Raw genomic sequence first — 20,671 nt, 5'->3', positions numbered from 1 at the left:
CTCCAGTGGTGTCAGAAAGCGGTCAGGTACTGGTCGATCTCCCACGGGCTGACAGAGCTGTGGTAGCTGAAGAATTCCTCGCGCTTGATGCCGGCGAAGTACGCGGCGACCCCGTCGCCCGCGGCGTCGAGGACCCCGGTGACGACAGCGTCGTTCTCGAGTTCGTCGACGGCGTGCAGCAGCGTGGGAGGCAGGGGGCGAGTGCTGATGCCTGACCCCACCGGACCGGGATCCGTGCTGCGCTTGATGCCGTCGATGCCTGCGCCCAGCGCAGCGGCGATCGCGAGATACGGGTTGGCCGAACCGTCACCGCCGCGCAGTTCGACGCGCTGGGCGTCGGGCACCCGGATGTAGTGGGTGCGGTCATTGCCGCCGTAGGTGGGCAGCCGCGGCGCCCACGAGGCACCTGACCGTGTGGAGACCGCACCGGTCCGCTTGTAGGAGTTGACCGTCGGCGCGATCACCGCTTGCAGTGCGCAGGCGTGGTCGAGGATGCCACCGATGAAACCGTAGGCGGTGTCGGACAATCCGAGGCCGCGACCGTCGTCACCCTGGGCCGGGAACACCGCGTTGCCGGCGCTGGTCAGCGACAGGTGCAGGTGCAGGCCGCTGCCGGTCTTGTCGGAGAACGGCTTCGGCATGAACGTCGCGATCATGCCCCGATCCGCAGCGATCATCGACAGCAGGTACCGCAGCGTCACGACGCGATCGGCGGTGGTCAGGGCATCGGCGAACGTGAAGTTCTGCTCGAACTGGCCGTTGCCGTCCTCGTGATCGTTGGCGTAGTTGGACCAGCCGAGACCGTTCATCGCGGCCGACACGGCGGTCAGATGGTCGTACATGCGGGTCACGCCGCGTGCGTCGTAACAGGGCTGGGATGCCGTGTCGGCGGCATCGGCGACCGCGAGGCCACCGTCGTCGGTGCGGCGCAGCAGGAAGTACTCGACCTCGGCTCCCACCCACGGCTCGAAACCGGCGTCACCACAACGCTGTACGAGATTCTTGAGGATCACGCGCGGCGCGAAGGGCCAGGGGGTGCCCTCGACGTGCGGGTCGCAGTGCACGATCGCCAGGCCTTCCTTGAGGAAGGGAACCGGGGTGAAGGAGGCCGGATCGGGCAGCGCCATCAGATCCGGATCCTTGGGCTCCTGGCCCATGGCCCCCACCGCGTAGCCGGCGAAGCCGACGCCCTCGGTGGCCAGGAGGTCGATCGCCTCCACGGGAACCAGCTTGGCGCACGGCTTTCCGCGGAGATCGACGAACAGCGCGAGGATGAATTTCGTGCCGGCCTTCTCAGCCGCGACCGCGAGGTCCTGGGTCATGTCGTCCACCTTGGTCTCTTGTTAGGAATCAATGTATCACTAGCGGAAACCCCCCGCACGTCGAACGGCCGGTGCGGACAGCTGTCCGCACCGGCCGGTCGAGTGATGCGTTAGACGGAGGCGAGCTCGTAGGACGCCTCGCGGTGGAACGCCGCGTCGATGCCCTTCTCCTCGTCGTCGGGCGAAATGCGAATGCCCACAGTCTTCTTCAGTGCGTAGGCGATGATGCCGGCGACGACGAACGAGTACACCATGACCGCGCCCGCTGCCACAGCCTGCCGCCACAGCTGGTCGAACCCGCCGCCGTAGAACAGGCCGTTGGTGGCGTTGGGCATCGAGTCGCTGGCCAGGAAACCGATCAGCAGGGTGCCGATGACACCACCGACGAGGTGGACTCCGACGACGTCGAGCGAATCGTCGTAACCGAAGCGCTCCTTGAGGCCCACGGCGTACACGCACGCCGCGCCGGCGATCGCGCCGAGGATGATCGCGCCGACCGGGGTCACCGCGCCACAGGCCGGGGTGATCGCGACCAGGCCGGTGATCGCGCCCGATGCCGCACCGACGCCGGTCACGTGCCCGTCCTTGATCTTCTCCACGGCGATCCACGCCAGCGTCGCAGCGCAGGTGGCGACGAACGTGGTGACCATGACGATAGCGGCCGAATTGCCCGCAGCCAGAGCGGAACCGCCGTTGAAGGCGTACCAGCCGGCCCACAGCAGCCCGGCGCCCAGCAGCGTCAGCGGCACGTTGTGCGGCTTGCGCAGCTGACCCCAGCTCGCCGACTTGCCCAGCACGATCGCGACGGCGAGCGCAGCGGCGCCGGCATTGATGTGCACTGCGGTGCCGCCGGCGAAGTCGATGGCCTTCAGCTTGTTGGCGATCCAGCCGCCGGTCGAGTCCTCAGTGACGACGCCGTCGAAGGCGAAAACCCAATGGGCGACCGGGAAGTACACCAGCACCGCCCACAGCGTCGCGAAGCCCATCCATGCACCGAACTTCATCCGGTCGGCGACCGCGCCGGAGATCAGCGCCACGGTGATCGCGGCGAAGAGCGCCTGGAAGATCGAGAACAAGCTGACCGGTAGACCCGAGATCGTGGTCTGCGTCTCGAGAAGGTCCTTCATCCCGGCGAATTCGGTCAAGTTGCCGAGGAACCCACCGTAGGAAGTGCCGAACACCATCGAGAAGCCGAACAACACCCACAGCACACCGACGATCGCGACCGCGCCGAAGGTCATCATCATCATGTTGGTCGAGCTCTTGACGGACACCATGCCGCCGTAGAACAACGCGAGGCCGGGGATCATCAGCGTGAGGCCGATGATGCAACACAGCATGAACGCGGTCGTCCCTGTATCCATTGAGTTCTCCTGCGATTACCGGCTCCGCCGCGGAGCCGTTCACCGACAGTTACCGATGTCTCTGTTACGTGGACCATCTCGTTGTGTTTCGGCGACGTAACAACTGACGGCCTAGCGTGTGGTCGCCACCGGAAGCTCCGCGCCCCCGCGCTCGACGCCCGCTCGACTCGACAGCAACGTGAGGACGACGATCGTCAGCCCCAGCAGCACGAAGACGGCCCAGAGAGGGTGGGTGGCCGTCGCGAATTCCGCCGTGTGGGTGAGGGCGTCGCCGGCCAGTGGGCCGCAGAGCGCCACGCCGATGGCCAGGCCGACCTGCCGGCTCGTCGTGGCCAGCGCCGCGGCCGTGCCCGAGCGATCTGAGGGCAGCGCTGTGACCGCGAGCGCGGTGACGGGCGCGTTGACCATGCCGAAACCGATGCCGAAGACTGCGAACGACAGCCCCAGCGACCACATCGGAGTGTCGGACTCCAGCAGCATCAGTGACGCTGCTGCACCCGTGAACGCGAATCCGGAGACCAGCAGCGGGGTGCGCGTTCCCCACCGACCGATGAGGTGCCCGGCCACGGGAGAGCACAGGGCTGCGGCGGCGGCCATGGGCAGGAAGCACAGGCCGGCCCGGATCGCCGACAGTCCCCGTTCGTCCTGCAGATAGTGCGACATCACGAACAGGAATCCGCCGTAGAGCGCGAACGAGCAGACCGCGATGCCGATCGCCGAACAGAACAGCGGTCGGCGGAACAGGCGCAGATCGATGAAGGGTGTCCGGTGGCGTGCCTCCACGGTGAGGAACGCGATGGCCGCGCCGAGCGCCATCGTCGCGACCCCGACGACGGCCCCGCTGGTGGCGCCTCGGCCGGGGGCTTCGATGAGGACGAAGACCACGCCGAATATCGTTGCTGCGCCCAGCAGTTGGCCGGCCGGGTCGAATCCCGTCGGTCGCCGGGACGTGGATTCGGGGACGAACACGATGGTCAGCACGATGGCCGCCAGACAGATCGGGATGTTGATCCAGAACACCGCGCGCCAGCTCACCAGATCGGTGAGAGTTCCTCCCAGAACCGGACCGAGCGCCAGCCCCAGCCCGATCACCGAACCCCAGATCCCGATGGCGCGAGCGCGCTCGACGCGCCCCGGGAAGACCTGAACGACGATGGCCATCGCGATGGTGTTCAGCATCGATGCGCCCACGGCCTGTATCGCACGCGAGCCGACCAGCACCCCGACCGAACCCGCGAGGCTGCACATCAGCGATCCCAGCGCGAACGTCGTCAGGCCTGTCAGGAAGACGCGCTTGCGCCCGTAGCGGTCACCGGCCGCACCGGACAGCAGCAGCACGGTGGCCATGGTCAACGCATAGGCGGCGACGACCCACTGCATCGATGCCGCGGAGGCTCCGAGGTCGTCGCGGATGCTCGGTATCGCGACGTTGACGATCGTGCCGTCCATCGCGGCGATCAGGACGCCGAGGCAGCACGCCGCCAGAATGACCGCCTTGCGGCGCGGTGAACACTCCGCTTCCCCCACCGGCGCAGCGTAGAAGTGCGCGGTCAGGATCGCGCAGCCAACGACTCTTTCGTCAGAATCCGGCCGACTGGGCGTTGAGCACGATCTCCGACAGCGGCTTGCGCTTGCGAGGCATCTGGTCGCGCTCGGCGATCTCCGGGTCGACGTCGGCGTGTTCGCCGAGCCGTCCGACCGCGATGACCATCAGCGGTCGCAGGCTCGCGGGCAGGCCGAACGCCGTGACCGCCCCGGGGGTGTCGAAACCCGCCATCGGGTGGGTGACCAGCCCCCGCGACACCGCCTCGATCGCGAGAGTGGCCATCGCCGCACCGGCGTCGACCGCGCTGTACCGCGCAGTGGTGTCGTCCTCGCCCTCATCGGCGCACAGCAGCAGCAGCGCCCCCGCGGCGTGGGCGTAGCTGTTGCCCCGCTTCAACAGCCCCGCCAGAGTGCCGAAGGTGTCGTCGCCGCGGACGCCGACCACGAACCGCACCGGCTGGCGACGGCCCCAGGTAGCGGCCCAGCGGGCCGCCTCGAGCAGGGCGGTCAGGTCGTCCTTCGGGAGTTCGGCGGTGGCATCGAAGGCCCGCGGGCTCCAGCGGGCCGCTATCGGAGGGTGCAGAGGGACCGAGGTGTCGGCCGACCGATCAGTGCCTGTCACCCCGGCGACGCTACTGGGGCGAATAAATCAGGTGCGCTCAGCCTTTATCCTTGTTCGGGTTCCCTCACGTCCGAAAGGCTCTCCAGTGGCGCTCGTCGTACAGAAGTACGGCGGATCCTCGGTGTCCGACGCCGAGCGCATCCGTCGTGTGGCCGAGCGCATCGTCGAAACCAAGAAGGCCGGCAACGACGTCGTCGTCGTCGTCTCGGCGATGGGCGACACCACCGATGAGCTGCTCGACCTGGCCAAACAGGTCTGTCCCGCACCGCCTGCGCGTGAGCTGGACATGCTCCTGACGGCCGGGGAGCGAATCTCCAATGCGCTCGTCGCGATGGCGATCGAGTCGCTCGGCGCGCAGGCCCGCTCGTTCACCGGCTCGCAGGCCGGCGTGGTGACCACCGGCACCCACGGCAACGCCAAGATCATCGACGTCACGCCCACCCGGCTGCGTTCGGCACTCGACGAGGGCCAGATCGTGCTCGTCGCCGGCTTCCAGGGCGTGAGTCAGGACACCAAGGACGTCACCACCCTGGGGCGGGGCGGCTCCGACACCACCGCCGTCGCCGTGGCGGCCGCCCTCAACGCCGACGTCTGCGAGATCTACACCGACGTCGACGGCATCTTCACCGCCGACCCGCGCATCGTGCCCAACGCCCGCCGCCTGGACACCGTCTCCTTCGAGGAGATGCTCGAGATGGCCGCCGCCGGCGCCAAGGTGCTGATGCTGCGCTGTGTCGAGTACGCGCGCCGCTTCGACCTGCCCATCCACGTCCGCTCGTCGTACTCCGACCGGCCGGGCACCATCGTCAAAGGATCGATCGAGGACATCCCCATGGAAGACGCCATCCTCACCGGAGTAGCCCACGACCGCGGCGAGGCGAAGGTGACCGTCGTCGGCCTACCCGACGTCCCCGGTTACGCCGCCCAGGTGTTCCGCGCGATCGCCGACACCGACGTCAACATCGACATGGTGTTGCAGAACATCTCCAAGGTCGAGGACGGTAAGACCGACATCACGTTCACGTGCTCGCGGGAGAGCGGGCCGGGCGCGGTCGAGAAGCTGACGTCCCTGCAGGACGAGATCGGCTTCACCCGAGTGCTCTACGACGACCACATCGGCAAGGTGTCGCTGATCGGTGCCGGGATGCGCAGCCATCCCGGCGTGACGGCGACGTTCTGCGAGGCGCTGGCCAAGGCCGGCATCAACATCGACCTGATCTCGACGTCGGAGATCCGGATCTCGGTGCTGATCAAGGACACCGAGCTCGACCGGGCGGTCGCCGCGCTGCACGACGCGTTCGGGCTCGGCGGCGACGAGGAAGCGGTCGTGTACGCGGGAACGGGGCGCTAGCAATGGCCGGTCGAGCGAAGCGACGGGGGAAATAATGGTGCGCATTGGAGTAGTCGGAGCGACCGGTCAGGTCGGCCAGGTCATGCGAACCCTGTTGGCGGAACGTGACTTTCCCGCCACCGAGGTCCGGTTCTTCGCATCGGCCCGCTCGGCGGGCAAGAAGCTGGAGTTCCGTGGCCAGGAGATCGAGGTCGAAGACTCCGAGACGGCGGACCCGTCGGGTCTGGACATCGCGTTGTTCTCCGCCGGCGCGACGATGTCGCGGGTGCAGGCGCCGCGATTCGCCGCCGCAGGCGCGGTCGTGGTCGACAACTCCTCGGCGTGGCGCAAGGACCCAGACGTCCCGCTGGTGGTCTCCGAGGTCAACTTCGCGCGCGACGCAGGGGTGCGGCCGAAAGGCATCATCGCCAACCCGAACTGCACCACGATGGCGGCGATGCCGGTGCTCAAGCCGCTGCACGACAAGGCCGGCCTCGTTCGCATGATCGCCTCGACCTATCAGGCGGTGTCGGGCAGCGGACTCGCCGGCGTCGACGAGCTCTTCGGTCAGGCCAGCGCCGTGGTCGCCGACAGCCAGGCGCTGGTGCACGACGGCAGCGCCGTGGCTTTCCCCGCGCCGAACAAATACGTGGCGCCGATCGCGTTCAACGTCGTCCCGCTGGCAGGCTCGCTGGTCGACGACGGATCCGGGGAGACCGACGAGGACCAGAAGCTGCGCAACGAGAGCCGCAAGATCCTCGGCATCCCCGACCTCGCGGTGTCCGGCACCTGCGTGCGGGTGCCGGTCTACACCGGACACTCGCTGTCGCTGAACGTCGAATTCGCGCAGCCGCTCTCGGCCGCCGAGGCCACCGAGATCCTGTCCGGGGCGCCCGGTGTGACGCTGGTCGACGTGCCGACGCCGCTGGCCGCCGCGGGCGTCGACGACTCTCTGGTGGGCCGGATTCGGCAGGATCCCGGCGTGTCCGGCGGCCGCGGACTCGCGCTCTTCGTCTCCGGCGACAACCTACGAAAAGGTGCGGCGCTGAACACCATTCAGATCGCCGAGTTGCTGGCCGCCCAGCTCTAGTGCGCCGAAACCGACGTTCGGGCGGGTAAGTGCGAGAGACGGGCGCCTTTTCGTCGATCTCGGCGCTGGTGCTCGCCCTGGCCCTCGCTCCCGGCGCGTCTGCCACGCCGGTCGATCTGCCCCCGCTGCAGCCCGGCCAGGTGCTGCGTGTCGGCCCGGTGGCCGGAACCGGCACGCCGACAGCTGATTACGGTATCGGCGCGACGGATCTGTGTGAGTTCATGCAGTTCCCCTCCGGCATCCTGCAGGTGTGCGGGGACAGCTTCGCCGGCCAGGGCGTCGGATTCGGCGGCTGGTATTCGCCGATCGCGTTGCACGTCGTCGACGGGTCGCTCGAGGACCCGGGCGGGGTGCGCTACGACGGGGTGACCGGGATCGGCACTCCGCTGCTCGCCGACCCGACACCGCCGGGCTCCTCGCAGCTGCCCGCCGGCATCGTCGAGATCAACCGGGAGAACTATCTGCTCGTCACCACCACGAAAGATCTGCGGCCGCAGTCGTCCCGTTTGGTGAAAGCCGAAGCAGGGCAGGGCAACTGGGCGACGGTGGCCGGCTCGGTACGCGATGCCGCCTATGCCGGCGGTGGTCAGTCCCAGATCAGTGGCTACTACGACCCGATCCCGACTCCTGACTCGCCGCGCGGCTGGGTGTACATCGTCGCCAACAACTTCGACCGCACCGGCCCGTTGACGCTCTATCGGACGCCGCCGCAGACCTTCACCGATCGTGCACACTGGCAGGCGTGGTCTCCGGCCGGCTGGGGTACACCGCCCGCGCCGCTGTGGGGTGACCGGGTCGGCGAGATGAGCGTGCGCCAGATCGACGGGCAGACCGTGCTGTCGTACTTCAACGCCAGCACCGGCAACATGGAGATCCGTGTCGCGAACAATCCGACACAGCTGGGGACCGCGCCGGTGACCACCGTCGTCGTCGCTGCGCCATGGCCAGAGCAAGCCGAGGATCTCCCTGCGCCACAAGACAATAGACTCGCCCAGCCCTACGGTGGATACCTCTCACCGGCGTCGACACCCGACGCGGTGCGCGTCTTCGTCAGCCAGTGGAACACCACCCCGCGCGGCGGCAGCCCGTACCGCGTCATCCAGTTCGCGGTGAATCCGGTCAAGCCCTGACGGCGCGCTCCCCGCCGGGTTTGCACTGCCGAGCGACCGGACATTATGTTCATGGCGGATGTGATCGTGCGGGAAGGGAGTGACCGATGTCCGTTCTGTTCATCGCGGAGAGGTCCAGGCGAGCGAGTGCGGGACTCTCAGGCCTGTCGATGGTCGCCGGCGACGGTGTCGGGTTCTCCGAGGACCCGCCGTTCCTGTACAGCGACTCGCCCGCCGAAGCGAGGAGAGTGGCCCTGGTGAGCGGCGGGGGCGCGGGTCACGAGCCGATGCACGGCGGATTCGTCGGCCGCGGCGGGCTGGACGCAGCCTGTCCGGGTGAGATCTTCACGTCCCCGCACAATCGGCAGATCTACGCGGCGTGCAGCCGGGTCGCGCGACCGGACGGCGTGCTGCAGATCGTGAAGAACTACACCGGCGACGTCCTGAACTTCAACATCGCCGCCGAGAGGTTGCGGGCCGACGGCATCCCGGTCGAGCAAGTGCTGGTCGACGACGACTGGGGTTCGCGTGACGCCGGGAAGGTGGGCAGGCGGGGCACCGCGGCGACGGTCATCGTCGAGAAGGTGCTGGGTGCCGCCGCCGACGACGGGATGTCCCTGACGGACCTGGCTGCCCTGGGACGGGACATCGTGGCGCGATCGCGCACCGTGGCGATCGCCGCGGAGGCCCACCGCAGCCCGGGAGACGGCGACCGCGCCTTCGAGGTGTCGCCGGACTCGCTCGAATTCGGTGTCGGCATCCACGGGGAGCCCGCACGCGAAAGCATCGAAGCCGCCGACCTCGACGGGTTGGTCGGCACCATGGTCGACGCGCTGACCGCCGACCTTTCGGCACCGGACGGAGTGCTGGTGCTGGTCAACGGCCTCGGCGGAACAGGGCAGCTCGAGTTGCTGCACGTCGGCGACGCCGCTGCCCGGGCCCTCACCGACCGCGACCTGACGGTGCGCAGCCTGGTCGTGGGTGCGTACTGCACGGCCCTGGACATGCGGGGCGTGAGCTTGACGGTGGTCGACGCCGACCCGGCCTGGCTGCCGCACTGGTACGCCGATCACGGAACCCCCGGGCTGCCCCGACCCCGGCCGTTCCCGGGGATCCGGACACTGCGCGGCGTCGCCTCGGACGACGACGCATCCGAGGCAGCGTCACCGTGGCTGCAGGATGTGGCGAGCCGAACCGAGCGACTGCGGGATCGGTTCAACGCGCTGGATCAGGCAGCAGGCGACGGCGACTTCGGCGACAACCTCTCGGTCGGCGTCGGGCACGCGGTGCGGCGCGGGGACGTCGATGACGACGTGGTGGCCGATCTCGGACATCTCGCCGACGCGTTCCTCGATGACGTCGGCGGGTCGAGCGGACCGCTGCTGGGGCTGGTGTTCGGCGGGGTGTCGTCCCGTGCCGAGGATTCTCGGTCCGAGGAGCTCGGCGGCGCCGTGCTCGCCGGACTCGCCGATGCGTTGACAGCCGTGCAGCGGGCAGGCGGTGCCGAGCCCGGCGACCGGACATTGGTCGATCCACTGGCCGCCATCGTCGAGGACGCCCGCACGCGGGGCGTGAGTGCGCTCGATGAGGCATCGGTGCTGGCGGGAATCGAGGCGGCCGCGTCGACCGCGGACATGGTCGCCGGCCGGGGTCGGGCCGCCTACGTCGGAGAACGCGCGATCGGCCAGCCCGATGCCGGTGCTGTCGCGATCGCGTGGTTGGCCGCGTTGCTCTGGCAGGCCGCCGGCGGTGGCTCTGCGGCCGTCGACGACGCACTGGCGGACCTGCTGTCTGCCGCGTGACCCGCGTGGCCGGCGGTTGCTCACCGAACCCGACCTCATACGCAATTCACAGGCAACGCCTAACCGGCATTGTGCGTTGTGGAGCAGGATCGTGCGCATGAGCGAGACACCGCCACCGTCGGCACCGCAGTCATCGTCACCCCCGCCCGACCAGAACGAGCCCGCCACGGGGCCCGTCTTCGCGCCGCCGCCCGCCTACACCGAGCCCGCCCCGACGCCGCAGAACACCGTCTACGTCGAGCGATCCAGCCGCCTCACCAAAGTCGCGGCATGGGTCGGCATCGTCGCCGGCTCGCTGTTCATCGTCGTCGTGATCTTCGGCGCCGGCTTCTTCACCGGTAAGGCCGTCGGCAATCACCGGGACTACGACCGCGGCCACGAGATGATGATGCGGCCCGGCGCGTCGATGTTCCCGATGGGTCCGCCGGGAGGCTTCCAGCGCGGTCCGTCGTTCTCCGGCCCCTTCGGCCCGGGACAGATCATCGAGATCCCGCGACCCGGCGGAGCGCCGGGGGAGCCCGATACACCGACGCCGCCGCGGCCCTGAGTACGGATGGTTTCTACAGCTTCTGGGTATGCGGCGCCAAGACGGCGGCGCAGCCCGGCAGCCGCTCGGCAGCTTCAGGAGAGTAGATGTCTGACAAGTACGCGACCACCGACGGTGGTGCCCCGGTCCCCAGCCTCGAGCACTCGCTGACCGTCGGCCCGGACGGGCCCATCCTGCTGCAGGACCACTACCTGCTCGAGCAGATGGCCAACTTCAACCGGGAGCGCATCCCGGAGCGCCAGCCCCACGCCAAGGGCGGCGGTGCCTTCGGCGAGTTCGAGGTCACCCATGATGTCAGCGCTTTCACCAAGGCCGCGTTCCTGCAGCCGGGGGTGAAGACGGAGATGGTGGCCCGGTTCTCGACGGTGGCCGGTGAGCGTGGCAGCCCAGACACCTGGCGTGATCCGCGCGGGTTCTCGCTGAAGTTCTACACGTCCGAGGGCAACTTCGACATGGTCGGCAACAACACCCCGGTGTTCTTCCTGCGTGATCCGATGAAGTTCCAGAACTTCATCCGCAGCCAGAAGCGGATGCAGGCGTCGAACCTGCGCGACCACCACATGCAGTGGGACTTCTGGACGCTGTCGCCGGAGTCGGCGCACCAGGTCACGTGGTTGATGGGTGACCGCGGCATCCCGAAGACGTGGCGGCACATGAACGGCTACTCGAGCCACACCTACAGCTGGGTCAACGCCGACGACGAGCTCTTCTGGGTGAAGTACCACTTCAAGACCGACCAGGGCATCGACTACCTCACCCAGGAGGACGCCGACCGGCTGGCCGGCGAGGATGCCGACTATCACCAGCGGGACCTGTTCACCGCGATCGAGGACGGCAACTTCCCGACGTGGACGCTGCACGTGCAGGTCATGCCGTTCGAGGACGCGAAGACGTACCGCTACAACCCCTTCGACCTGACCAAGGTGTGGCCGCACAGCGACTATCCGCTGCAGCAGGTCGGAAAGATGACGCTCAACCGCAACGTCGTCGACTACCACGCTCAGATGGAGCAGGCCGCGTTCGAGCCGAACAACGTCGTGCCGGGCACCGGGCTCTCACCCGACAAGATGCTGCTGGCGCGCGGCTTCTCCTACGCCGACGCTCATCGGCACCGCCTCGGTGTCAACTACAAGCAGATCCCCGTGAACGAGCCGAAAGTGGAGGTGCGGGCCTACTCCAAGGACGGGCCGATGCGCATCCGCAACGTCACCGATCCCGTGTACGCGCCCAATTCGATGGGCGGGCCCGAAGCCGACCCGCGGCGGGCGTCCGAGGTGCACTGGGCGTCCGACGGCGACATGGTGCGGGCGGCGTATGCGTTGCGCGCCGAGGACGACGACTGGGGCCAGGCCGGCACTCTCGTGCGCGAGGTTCTCGACGACGAGGCGCGAGATCGCTTGGTGCAGAACATCGTCGGGCATGTCTCCGACGGTGTGAAGGAGCCGGTGCTGTCCCGGGTGTTCGAGTACTGGCGCAACGTCGATCCCGATCTCGGCAAGAAGGTCGAGGAGGGCGTGCGGGGCGCGTGACGCGTCGCGAGTGCACGGTTTCTGACGAGAACCTCGAGACGGCGCGTCAGAAACCGTGCACTCGGCGTCAGCGCTGGCCCGGGTAGGGCAGCAGCGCCATCTCGCGAGCGTTCTTGATCGCCGTGGCGACCTGTCTCTGCTGCTGGACCGTGACGCCGGTGACCGACCGCGATCGGATCTTGCCGCGCTCGGACAGGAACTGCCGCAGCGTCGCGGTGTCTTTGTAGTCGACGGCCTCGATTCCCAACGAGGACAACAGGTTCCGGCGCTTCTTCGCGGGCTCGAGTACCCGCCTCGACCGCTTCACCAGCTCGACTTCCGCACACCCGGCAGCTCACCGCGATGGGCGAGTTCGCGCATCCGGACCCGCGAGAGCCCGAATTTGCGCAGATGGCCGCGGGGCCGGCCGTCGACCGCGTCGCGGTTGCGCAGCCGCACCGGGCTCGCATCCCGCGGTTGCCGATTCAGTTCTGCCTGGGCCGCCGCACGCTCCTGCGGTCCACCGATGCGGATGATCTCCTTGAGTTCGGCGCGACGCTCCGCGTACCGGGCGACGATCTCGCGGCGCCGGGCGTCGGCGACGATCTTGGATTTCTTGGCCATCAGCGCTCTTCGCGGAATTCGACGTGCCGGCGCGCGACGGGATCGTACTTGCGCAGGACGATCCGGTCGGGATCGTTGCGCCTGTTCTTGCGCGTGACGTAGGTGTAGCCGGTGCCCGCTGTTGAGCGGAGCTTCACCACGGGACGGATGTCGGTACTACGTGCCATCAGACTTTCTGCCCTTCCCGGCGGAGGCGGGCCACCACCGATTCGATGCCGTCACGGTCGATGGTCTTGATGCCTTTCGCGCTGACGCGCAACGTGATTCGGCGACCTTCTGACGGCAGGTGATAGGTCTTGCGTTGGATGTTGGGGTCCCAGCGCCGACGAGTGCGGCGGTGCGAATGCGACACCGCGTTGCCGAAGCTGGGTGCGCGTCCGGTGACCTGGCAGTGAGCCGACATGGCGCCTCCTTAATGGAAATCGTTTTCGACAAGATGCGGAGTGGACTGTAGCGTGAACGCGTCTTTATTGAAAATCATTCCCGATAAGGAGTCAGTCGATGCGCACCCCCGTCATCGTCGTGGCCGGCCACAACAGCGCCGCCGGCACAGCCGAGATCACTCGAGTCCTGCTCGAGCGACCGGGCACGCTGGCGGTGGAGCACGTCTTCGACGGGCACGTGGTGCACCGCACCACCACGTCGATCCAGCGCGGCATCACCGTGAAAGCCGACGCGGTACTCGAGCTGACCAACTGCTGCCTGTCCTGCACCGTGCGCGAGGATCTGCTGGCCCACCTGTGCCACCTGCACCGCCGCGGCGGTGTCGAGCGCATCGTCGTGCGTCTGGCTCCGTCGCTGGAACCCGCACCCGTCTGCGCCGCGATCGCGCACTCGACCGCCGCGAGTGAGCTGTCTGTCGCTGCTGTGCTCACCGCCGTCGACACGGACACCTGGTTGCCCCACGCGCTCGGTGAGGACGAGTTGGCCGACGGACGGACCGTGGCGCAGGTCGCGGTCGGACAGGTCGAGTTCGCCGACGTCGCCGTTCTGTCGGCCCCGGATCGCGAGACACTCGCCGTCGTTCGCAGGCTCGCCCCGCGCGCCCGCATCACCGTCGGCGCCGACCGACTCGAACTCGCCCTCGCGCACCTCGAATCGGATGCACGACGCGGCCGCGGCGACGATCCGCATGCGTCGCTGCTCGCCGGTCAACCGCCGTTGGACCCCGACGGTCGCGTCGGGCTGGTCGAGTTCACCGCTCGGCGCCCGTTCCACCCCGACCGCCTGCACGATGCGCTCGACGTGCTGCTCGACGGCGTGGTGCGCAGCCGAGGGCGGCTCTGGGTCGCCAACCGGCCGGACCGGGTGATGTGGTTGGAGTCTGCAGGTGGCGGCCTGCTGGTGACGAACGCGGGAAAATGGTTGGCGGCGATGACCTCTCGCGAGACCGCCTACGTCAATCCGGAACGCCGTGCGATGGCGGCTCTGATGTGGGACCCGCGCCACGGCGATCGGCACACCTCGCTGGCAGTGCTGACCTGCGGGGCCGGCGACCGGGACATCACGCGAGCGCTGAACGGCGCCCTGCTGACCGATGACGAGGTGAGCCGTGAGCACGAATGGTCCTGCTACGCCGACCCTTTCGGCGACTGGCATGCCGACCCGTGCGGTGAAGCGGTGTCCACGTCCGCAGGCGAGGAGGAGAGCGGCGCGGAAGGTTGATCGCCGACTGGCATGATCGGTGAGGTGAAAGCCGTCGCTGCAGGCTGCATCGCCGCTGCCAGTTTGGCTCTGACCGTCACGTCGGCCGCGCCCTCCGCTGCCCGGCCGTCCGAGCCCGGAGTGGTGAACTACGCGGTGCTCAACAAGGGTTCCGTCGGCAACATCGTCGGCGCGCGCCTGGGCGTCGAGTCGACGTTCACGGCGCCGTTCCAGGCGTACTGGGTCGACAATCCGGTCTGCAACAACTGGGCCGACATCGGGTTGCCCGAGGTGTATCTCGATCCCGACCTCGCCGCGTTCAACGGCGCGACGGCCCAGGAATCCCCATCCGACATGACGCACTTCGTCAAACAGGCGGTCGGCGTCTTCGCCACGCCCGAGGCCGCCGGCCGCGCGTACCACCGCGCCGTCGATCGGACCGTCGGCTGCAGCGGCCAGACCACAGCGATGCATCTCGACAACGGCGCCACCCAGGTGTGGAGCTTCACGGGCGGACCTGCCGGCGCCGACCAGGCCGACTGGGTCAAGCAGGAGGCCGGTACCGATCGGCGGTGCTTCGTCACCACCCGGCTGCGGGAGAACGTGCTGCTGCAGGCCAAGGTGTGTCAATCGGGCAACGGCGGACCCGCGGTCAACGTGCTCGCCGGCGCGATGCAGAACACCCTCGGCCAGTAACGCTGCACGCCCGGATGGGCACGTCATAGGTGTGTCATGCCGCCGAGGGGGGAATTGTCGGTGCGGTCTGGAAGATAAAAGGGAAGACTCGTCACGCAGATCGTCAACGATGGAAAGAGGGGGCTGATATGGCCCGCACCATGCCGTGCGACGTTTCCCCCGGCAACACCCTGACCAGCGCCGAAGCCGCCGCCGAACGTCTCGTGGCGAGCTGCCTGGTCGACGGGCCGGTCGGTGGGGTCGGGCTGGAGGTCGAGGCGCACTGCTTCGTCCTGGCCGATCCGCAGCGCCGTCCCGGCTGGGACGAGCTGACCGCGACCATCGCGACGCTGCCGCCGCTCCCCGGCGGCAGCGTGGTCACCGTGGAGCCCGGAGGGGCGGTCGAGCTGTCGGGTCCTCCTGCGGCCGATCCCGTCGCCGCGATCGCGGCGACGCGCGCCGATCGCGTTGCGCTGCGCTCGGTCTTCCGCGAGGCCGGCTTCGGACTGGTGCTCCTCGGCGCTGATCCGCTGCGCCCGCCGCGCCGGGTCAACCCGGGCGGCCGGTACCAGGCCATGGAACGCTTCTTCGAGACCAGCGGCACCGGTGAAGCCGGCGCGGCGATGATGACGTCCACGGCGTCGATCCAGGTCAACCTCGAGGCGGGACCGCGGTCGCAGTGGGCGCAGCGGGTCCGGTTGGCGCACGCTCTCGGCCCCACGATGATCGCGGTCGCGGCGAACTCGCCGGTGCTCGGCGGCGGCTTCACCGGCTGGCAGTCCTCCCGGCAGCGGGTGTGGGGGCAACTCGATTCGGCTCGATGCGGGCCCGTGCTCGGCGCCAGCGGTGACGACCCGGCCAGCGATTGGGCGCGGTATGCGCTGCGTGCGCCGGTGATGCTGGTGAACAGTCCGGACCCGGAGCCGGTCACGGAATGGGTGCCGTTCGCGGACTGGGCCGACGGGCGGGTGCTGCTCGGCGGGCGGCGGCCCACCAAGGCCGACCTCGACTACCACCTGACCACGCTGTTCCCGCCGGTGCGCCCGCGCGGCTTCCTGGAGATCCGCTATCTGGACAGCGTTCCGGACGCATTGTGGCCCGCGGTGGCGTGGACACTGACGGCCCTGCTGGACGATGAGGGCGCCGCCGACATCGCCGCGGAAGCCACCGAGGAAGTCGCGACGGCGTGGGATCGCGCGGCGCGAATCGGTCTGGCCGACCGACACCTACATGCGGCGGCGCTGACCTGTGTGACCGCTGCCGCCGAGCGGGCGCCATCGGAGCTGACGGAATCGATGGACCTACTGGTGCGTTCGGTCGAGCGAGGCCGCTGCGCCGCCGACGACTTCGCCGACCGCGTGGTCAGTTCCGGCATCGCCACGGCGATCACCGAGATGGCAGAAGGGGAACTGTGACGACCCGCGAGCTCCTGGCCGAGGAACTGACCACCGCCCGGCACCGCACCCTGCGATTGGTCGACTTCGACGACGCGGAGGTGCGTCGGCAGTACGACCCGCTGATGAGCCCCCTGGTCTGGGACCTCGCGCACATCGGCCAGCAGGAGGAGCTGTGGTTGCTGCGGGGCGGCAACCCCGATCGTCCGGGCATGCTGACCCGCCAGGTCGATCAGCTCTACGACGCGTTCGTGCATTCGCGGGCCAGCAGGGTGGACCTGCCGCTACTGCCGCCCGCCGACGCGCGCGCCTACTGCGCCACGGTGCGCAACAAGGTGCTCGACGCTCTCGATGCGCTGCCCGACGACCACCCCGAGGCGTTCACGTTCGGGATGGTGGCCAGCCACGAGAACCAGCACGACGAGACCATGCTGCAGGCCCTGAACCTGCGCTCGGGCGCCCCGCTGCTCGACCGTGGCGCCGCGTTGCCCGCAGGCCGCCCCGGGCTGGCCGGCACATGGGTCGAGGTGCCGGCCGGTGAGTTCGTTCTCGGTGTCGACCCGGCCGAAGAACCCTTCTCCCTGGACAACGAGCGGCCCGCGCACACGGTCGTGGTTCCCGCGTTCCGCATCGGCCGGGTGCCCGTCACCAACGGCGAATGGCAGCAGTTCGTCGACGACGGTGGATACGACCAGCGGCGCTGGTGGACCGATGCCGGCTGGGCCCACCGTCAGCAGGCCGGGCTGGCCGCGCCGCAGTTCTGGAACACCGGGACACTGGTCGGCACCCGCACCCGCTTCGGTCACATCGAGGACATCCCCGCCGACGAGCCCGTTCAGCACGTCGACTTCCACGAAGCGCAGGCGTACGCGGCGTGGGCCGGTGCCCGGCTCCCCACCGAGATCGAGTGGGAGAAGGCGTGCGCGTGGGACCCGGAGGTCGGCCGGCGCCGGCGCTACCCGTGGGGCTCGGACACCCCGTCGGCCGAGCGGGTCAATCTCGGTGGCGACGCGCTGCGGCCGGCTCCGGTCGGCGCCTACCCCGGCGGTGCCTCGGCCTACGGCGCCGAACAGATGCTGGGTGACGTGTGGGAGTGGACCACCTCGACGTTGCGGCCGTGGCCGGGGTTCACGCCGATGGTGTACGAGCAGTACTCCAGCCCGTTCTTCGACGGCACCACCTCCGGCGACTATCGCGTGCTGCGCGGCGGGTCCTGGGCGGTGGCACCCGGCATCCTGCGTCCGAGCTTCCGCAACTGGGACCACCCGATCCGCAGGCAGATCTTCTCGGGTGTGCGGTTGGCCTGGGATGTGTAGGCACCTGGCCTGGCTGGGTGAGCCGGTGACGGTGGCCTCGCTGATGCTCGAGCCACCGTCCGGGCTACTGGTGCAGTCGTATGCACCCCGCCGACAGAAGCACGGGCTGATGAACGCCGACGGCTGGGGCGCAGGCTTTTTCGACGGTACGCACCCGCGACGGTGGCGCAGCGCTGCGCCGCTGTGGGGTGACGTGTCGTTCGCGTCGGTGGCGCCGGCGTTGAGCAGCTCGTGCGTGGTCGCCGCGGTGCGATCGGCCAGCGTCGGGATGCCCATCGAACCGTCTGCGTCGGCGCCGTTCACCGACGGGACGTGGTTGCTGTCGCACAACGGGCTCGTCGATCGCGCAGTGCTGCCGTTGTCACCGCATGCCGAGTCGACCAACGACAGTGCGCTACTGGCCGCCCTCATCTTCGAGCGCGGGCTGGACGCGCTCGGGGACACCGTGGCCGCGGTCGCCGCCGACGACCCGAATGCCCGGCTGAACATTGTGGCCGGCAACGGTTCTCGACTGCTGGCCACCACCTGGGGCGACACCCTGTCGGTGCTGCGCAGACCCGACGGCGTGGTGCTGGCGAGCGAACCCTACGACGATGATCCGGCGTGGCAGGAGATTCCCGACCGCCACTTCGTCGAGGTCATCGGCCACCACGTCGACCTCTCACCGCTGAAAGGATCGTGATGACGTTCTCGCTGGAGAACTACCTGGCCGCAGACGCCGCCGAGGCCGCGTTGCGTCGGGATGTGCGCGACGGGCTCACCGGCGACCCGAAATCGTTGCCGCCCAAGTGGTTCTACGACTCGGTCGGCAGTGATCTGTTCGATCAGATCACCCGGTTGCCGGAGTACTACCCGACGCGCGCCGAGGCGCAGATCCTCACCGCGCGGGCAGGGGAGATCGCTGCCGCGTCCGGCGCGGACACCCTCGTCGAACTGGGCAGTGGAACCTCGGAGAAGACCCGACGCCTGCTCGACGCGATGCGTGAGCGCGGCGCATTGCGCAGGTTCATCCCGTTCGACGTCGACGCCACGGTGCTGGAAGCTGCGGGCGCAGCGATCTCCGATGAGTACCCGGGCATCGAGATCGCCGCGGTCTGCGGTGATTTCGAGGAGCACCTGGGCAAGATCCCGGCCACCGGGCGGCGCCTGGTGGCGTTCCTGGGCTCCACCATCGGCAACCTCACCGCAGGCCCGCGCGCAGAGTTCCTCTCGTCGGTCGCGGCGATGATGCAGCCCGGCGACACGCTGCTGCTCGGCACCGATCTGGTGAAGGACACCGAACGTCTGGTCCGCGCCTACGACGACAGCGCCGGGGTGACGGCGCGGTTCAATCTCAACGTCCTCGCCGTGGTGAACCGGGAACTCGGGGCAGACTTCGACGCCGCCGCGTTCACCCATGTCGCCCGGTGGAATCCGGACGAGGAACGCATCGAGATGTGGCTGCGGTCCGATCGCTCGCAGCGGGTGCACATCCCGGCGCTCGACCTGTCGGTCGACTTCGCCGACGGCGAGGAGATGCTCACCGAGGTGTCGTGCAAGTTCCGGCCGGCCGGCGTCGACGCCGAACTGCGCGCGGCGGGATTGACCCGCACGCAGTGGTGGACCGACGAGGCGGGCGACTTCGGACTGTCGCTGGCAGTGAAGTGACACTCGCGCAGCAGTGGCGGGCCGCGCGCCCGCCGGCGGCCGGCGTGCACCTGGACAGCGCCGCATGTTCGCGCCAGAGCGTGGCAGCCCTCGAGGCTGCAGCGCAGCATGCCCGGCACGAGGCCGAGGTCGGCGGTTACGTTGCCGCCGTCGCGGCGGCTCCGGTGCTGGACGCGGGCCGTGCGGCGATGCAGGCGCTGGCCGGGATGGCCGATGCCGAGGTGTTCTTCACGACGGGGTCCAACAACGCGCTCGACATCCTGCTCTCCGACTGGGCGGGCGATCGTGTGATCGCATGTCTGACCGGTGAGTACGGTCCGAACCTGGCGATCATGGCCCGGCACGGCTTCGAGATCCGCGAGCTGCCCGTCGACGGATTCGGCCGGCTCGACCTCGACGCCGTCGGCGCGGCCCTCTCCAACGACCCGCCCGCGCTGGTGCACCTGACGATGCTGGGCAGCCACAGCGGGGTGGTCCAACCGGCACGTGAGCTCGCAGGCGCGTGTCGCAGTCAGGGCTTGCCGCTGATCGTCGACGCGGCGCAGGGCTTCGCGCACCTCGACTGCACGGGCATCGGGGCCGACGCCATCTATTCGTCGTCGCGGAAGTGGTCGGCCGGACCGCGCGGCGTCGGCGTGCTCGCCACGCGGCCCGGGCTGCTGTCGGAGGACACGCAGGCGCGGATCGCGCACGCCGAAACCAGCGTCGCCAACCACGTGGGGTTCTCAGTGGCCATCGGCGAACACGTCGCCGCCGGACCGGCGAACATCCAGGCCGGGCTGCGTGAGGTCGGCGCGCAGACCCGCCGTGCGCTGGCCGACGTGCCGGGCTGGCACGTGCGAGAGAACGTCGACGAACCGAGCGCGATCACGACGCTGACCCCGCCCGACGGAGTCGACGCCGCGGCGGTGCGCGCGGACCTGATCGTCCAGCACGGAATCCTCACCACGTTCATCGGCGTCGAGCGCGCGCCGAAGGAGATGACGCGTCCCGCCCTGCGCGTCTCACCGCACGTCGACCTCACCGACGACGACCTGGCGGCGCTCGTCGAGGCATTGGTGGCCGTCACGCGGGTGTGACGCGGCGCACTTCTGGTTATCCCTGCTGCACCATCACTGGAGGGGGACGCCAC

At 69.0% G+C, this 20,671-nt stretch carries 21 protein-coding genes; 13 read left to right on the top strand and 8 right to left on the bottom strand.

Translation table 11 applies throughout. From position 1 onward, the window contains the following. Window positions 1–11: 11 nt before the first annotated feature. The 4 genes from glnT to DMB80_RS19720 form a co-directional block, all read right to left on the bottom strand. On the bottom strand, window positions 12–1,322 hold the full coding sequence (gene glnT, locus DMB80_RS19735; RefSeq protein WP_111511419.1) for a type III glutamate--ammonia ligase: 1,311 nt from the start codon (window positions 1,320–1,322) through the stop codon (window positions 12–14). A gap of 110 nt (window positions 1,323–1,432) precedes the next feature. Next, window positions 1,433–2,686, bottom strand: a complete 1,254-nt coding sequence (locus DMB80_RS19730) for an ammonium transporter (RefSeq protein WP_111511405.1) — start codon at window positions 2,684–2,686, stop codon at window positions 1,433–1,435. A 111-nt stretch (window positions 2,687–2,797) separates the two neighbouring features. After that, window positions 2,798–4,213 (bottom strand): MFS transporter, encoded by a 1,416-nt coding sequence (locus tag DMB80_RS19725; RefSeq protein WP_111511404.1) that lies wholly within the window; start codon window positions 4,211–4,213, stop codon window positions 2,798–2,800. A gap of 52 nt (window positions 4,214–4,265) precedes the next feature. Next, window positions 4,266–4,853, bottom strand: coding sequence for a nitroreductase family protein (locus DMB80_RS19720; RefSeq protein ID WP_111511403.1), 588 nt, complete (start codon window positions 4,851–4,853; stop codon window positions 4,266–4,268). 85 nt (window positions 4,854–4,938) lie between these two features. Between DMB80_RS19720 and DMB80_RS19715 the strand changes: the two genes are divergently transcribed. From DMB80_RS19715 to DMB80_RS19690, 6 genes are all read left to right on the top strand, one after another. Continuing rightward, a complete protein-coding gene (locus tag DMB80_RS19715) occupies window positions 4,939–6,204 on the top strand; it encodes an aspartate kinase (protein ID WP_111511402.1) in 1,266 nt (421 codons plus the stop codon). Window positions 6,205–6,238: 34 nt separating this feature from the next. Beyond that, window positions 6,239–7,273, top strand: coding sequence for an aspartate-semialdehyde dehydrogenase (locus tag DMB80_RS19710; RefSeq protein WP_111511401.1), 1,035 nt, complete (start codon window positions 6,239–6,241; stop codon window positions 7,271–7,273). Between the two features lie 65 nt (window positions 7,274–7,338). Beyond that, a complete protein-coding gene (locus DMB80_RS19705) occupies window positions 7,339–8,403 on the top strand; it encodes a DUF4185 domain-containing protein (RefSeq protein ID WP_420812203.1) in 1,065 nt (354 codons plus the stop codon). 86 nt (window positions 8,404–8,489) lie between these two features. Further along, on the top strand, window positions 8,490–10,184 hold the full coding sequence (locus DMB80_RS19700; protein WP_111511400.1) for a dihydroxyacetone kinase subunit DhaK: 1,695 nt from the start codon (window positions 8,490–8,492) through the stop codon (window positions 10,182–10,184). Between the two features lie 97 nt (window positions 10,185–10,281). Further along, the gene (locus DMB80_RS19695; RefSeq protein WP_111511399.1) at window positions 10,282–10,731 is read left to right on the top strand and encodes a hypothetical protein; all 450 of its coding nucleotides are present in this window, start codon (window positions 10,282–10,284) and stop codon (window positions 10,729–10,731) included. Between the two features lie 86 nt (window positions 10,732–10,817). Next, complete coding sequence (locus DMB80_RS19690; protein ID WP_111511398.1) at window positions 10,818–12,260, top strand: catalase; 1,443 nt, start codon at window positions 10,818–10,820, stop codon at window positions 12,258–12,260. A gap of 67 nt (window positions 12,261–12,327) precedes the next feature. Here the strand turns inward: DMB80_RS19690 and rpsR are convergent, their stop codons facing one another. From rpsR to rpmB, 4 genes are read right to left on the bottom strand one after another with little or no spacing between them, the layout of a single operon-like run. Next, window positions 12,328–12,567: a 30S ribosomal protein S18 gene (gene rpsR / locus DMB80_RS19685; RefSeq protein ID WP_111511397.1), complete on the bottom strand. Its 240-nt coding sequence runs from the start codon at window positions 12,565–12,567 to the stop codon at window positions 12,328–12,330. Further along, on the bottom strand, window positions 12,564–12,863 hold the full coding sequence (rpsN, locus tag DMB80_RS19680) for a 30S ribosomal protein S14 (protein ID WP_111511396.1): 300 nt from the start codon (window positions 12,861–12,863) through the stop codon (window positions 12,564–12,566). Before rpsN ends, rpsR begins: the two co-directional genes overlap by 4 nt. Next, window positions 12,863–13,030, bottom strand: a complete 168-nt coding sequence (gene rpmG, locus DMB80_RS19675) for a 50S ribosomal protein L33 (protein WP_111511395.1) — start codon at window positions 13,028–13,030, stop codon at window positions 12,863–12,865. Before rpmG ends, rpsN begins: the two co-directional genes overlap by 1 nt. Continuing rightward, window positions 13,030–13,266, bottom strand: coding sequence for a 50S ribosomal protein L28 (rpmB, locus tag DMB80_RS19670; protein ID WP_111511394.1), 237 nt, complete (start codon window positions 13,264–13,266; stop codon window positions 13,030–13,032). The genes rpmG and rpmB overlap by 1 nt, the downstream gene beginning before the upstream one ends. A 98-nt stretch (window positions 13,267–13,364) precedes the next feature. On the opposite strand from rpmB, the gene mrf reads away from it, so the two are divergent. The 7 genes from mrf to egtE all read left to right on the top strand — a co-directional run bounded on the left by mrf (window position 13,365) and on the right by egtE (window position 20,618). Then, on the top strand, window positions 13,365–14,528 hold the full coding sequence (gene mrf, locus DMB80_RS19665; RefSeq protein WP_111511393.1) for a ribosome hibernation factor-recruiting GTPase MRF: 1,164 nt from the start codon (window positions 13,365–13,367) through the stop codon (window positions 14,526–14,528). Between the two features lie 12 nt (window positions 14,529–14,540). Continuing rightward, window positions 14,541–15,203: a sensor domain-containing protein gene (locus DMB80_RS19660; RefSeq protein WP_111511392.1), complete on the top strand. Its 663-nt coding sequence runs from the start codon at window positions 14,541–14,543 to the stop codon at window positions 15,201–15,203. Between the two features lie 128 nt (window positions 15,204–15,331). Next, complete coding sequence (gene egtA, locus DMB80_RS19655) at window positions 15,332–16,597, top strand: ergothioneine biosynthesis glutamate--cysteine ligase EgtA (RefSeq protein ID WP_111511391.1); 1,266 nt, start codon at window positions 15,332–15,334, stop codon at window positions 16,595–16,597. Then, window positions 16,594–17,892 carry an ergothioneine biosynthesis protein EgtB gene (gene egtB / locus DMB80_RS19650; RefSeq protein WP_111511390.1) on the top strand — a complete coding sequence of 433 codons (1,299 nt, stop codon included), beginning with the start codon at window positions 16,594–16,596 and terminating at the stop codon, window positions 17,890–17,892. Before egtA ends, egtB begins: the two co-directional genes overlap by 4 nt. Then, the gene (gene egtC, locus DMB80_RS19645; RefSeq protein WP_111511389.1) at window positions 17,885–18,574 is read left to right on the top strand and encodes an ergothioneine biosynthesis protein EgtC; all 690 of its coding nucleotides are present in this window, start codon (window positions 17,885–17,887) and stop codon (window positions 18,572–18,574) included. The genes egtB and egtC overlap by 8 nt, the downstream gene beginning before the upstream one ends. Further along, window positions 18,574–19,539, top strand: coding sequence for an L-histidine N(alpha)-methyltransferase (egtD, locus tag DMB80_RS19640; RefSeq protein ID WP_111511388.1), 966 nt, complete (start codon window positions 18,574–18,576; stop codon window positions 19,537–19,539). The genes egtC and egtD overlap by 1 nt, the downstream gene beginning before the upstream one ends. Beyond that, the gene (gene egtE, locus DMB80_RS19635) at window positions 19,536–20,618 is read left to right on the top strand and encodes an ergothioneine biosynthesis PLP-dependent enzyme EgtE (protein ID WP_111511387.1); all 1,083 of its coding nucleotides are present in this window, start codon (window positions 19,536–19,538) and stop codon (window positions 20,616–20,618) included. Before egtD ends, egtE begins: the two co-directional genes overlap by 4 nt. The last annotated feature ends 53 nt before the right edge of the window (window positions 20,619–20,671 follow it).

It is taken from the genome of Mycobacterium kyogaense, from assembly GCF_003254575.1.
Taxonomy (GTDB): Bacteria; Actinomycetota; Actinomycetes; order Mycobacteriales; family Mycobacteriaceae; genus Mycobacterium; species Mycobacterium kyogaense.
The sequence above is the reverse complement of the archived record's forward strand: the minus strand, read 5'-3'. Positions and strand labels throughout refer to the sequence as shown.

Coding starts and splice junctions, on each gene's coding strand:
- glnT (WP_111511419.1), bottom strand. CDS start 1,322: ATGACCCAGGACCTCGCGGTCGCGGCTGAGAAGGCCGGCACGAAATTC.
- DMB80_RS19730 (WP_111511405.1), bottom strand. CDS start 2,686: ATGGATACAGGGACGACCGCGTTCATGCTGTGTTGCATCATCGGCCTC.
- DMB80_RS19710 (WP_111511401.1), top strand. CDS start 6,239: ATGGTGCGCATTGGAGTAGTCGGAGCGACCGGTCAGGTCGGCCAGGTC.
- DMB80_RS19700 (WP_111511400.1), top strand. CDS start 8,490: ATGTCCGTTCTGTTCATCGCGGAGAGGTCCAGGCGAGCGAGTGCGGGA.
- DMB80_RS19695 (WP_111511399.1), top strand. CDS start 10,282: ATGAGCGAGACACCGCCACCGTCGGCACCGCAGTCATCGTCACCCCCG.
- DMB80_RS19690 (WP_111511398.1), top strand. CDS start 10,818: ATGTCTGACAAGTACGCGACCACCGACGGTGGTGCCCCGGTCCCCAGC.
- rpsN (WP_111511396.1), bottom strand. CDS start 12,863: ATGGCCAAGAAATCCAAGATCGTCGCCGACGCCCGGCGCCGCGAGATC.
- rpmG (WP_111511395.1), bottom strand. CDS start 13,030: ATGGCACGTAGTACCGACATCCGTCCCGTGGTGAAGCTCCGCTCAACA.
- rpmB (WP_111511394.1), bottom strand. CDS start 13,266: ATGTCGGCTCACTGCCAGGTCACCGGACGCGCACCCAGCTTCGGCAAC.
- mrf (WP_111511393.1), top strand. CDS start 13,365: ATGCGCACCCCCGTCATCGTCGTGGCCGGCCACAACAGCGCCGCCGGC.
- DMB80_RS19660 (WP_111511392.1), top strand. CDS start 14,541: ATGATCGGTGAGGTGAAAGCCGTCGCTGCAGGCTGCATCGCCGCTGCC.
- egtA (WP_111511391.1), top strand. CDS start 15,332: ATGGCCCGCACCATGCCGTGCGACGTTTCCCCCGGCAACACCCTGACC.
- egtC (WP_111511389.1), top strand. CDS start 17,885: ATGTGTAGGCACCTGGCCTGGCTGGGTGAGCCGGTGACGGTGGCCTCG.
- egtD (WP_111511388.1), top strand. CDS start 18,574: ATGACGTTCTCGCTGGAGAACTACCTGGCCGCAGACGCCGCCGAGGCC.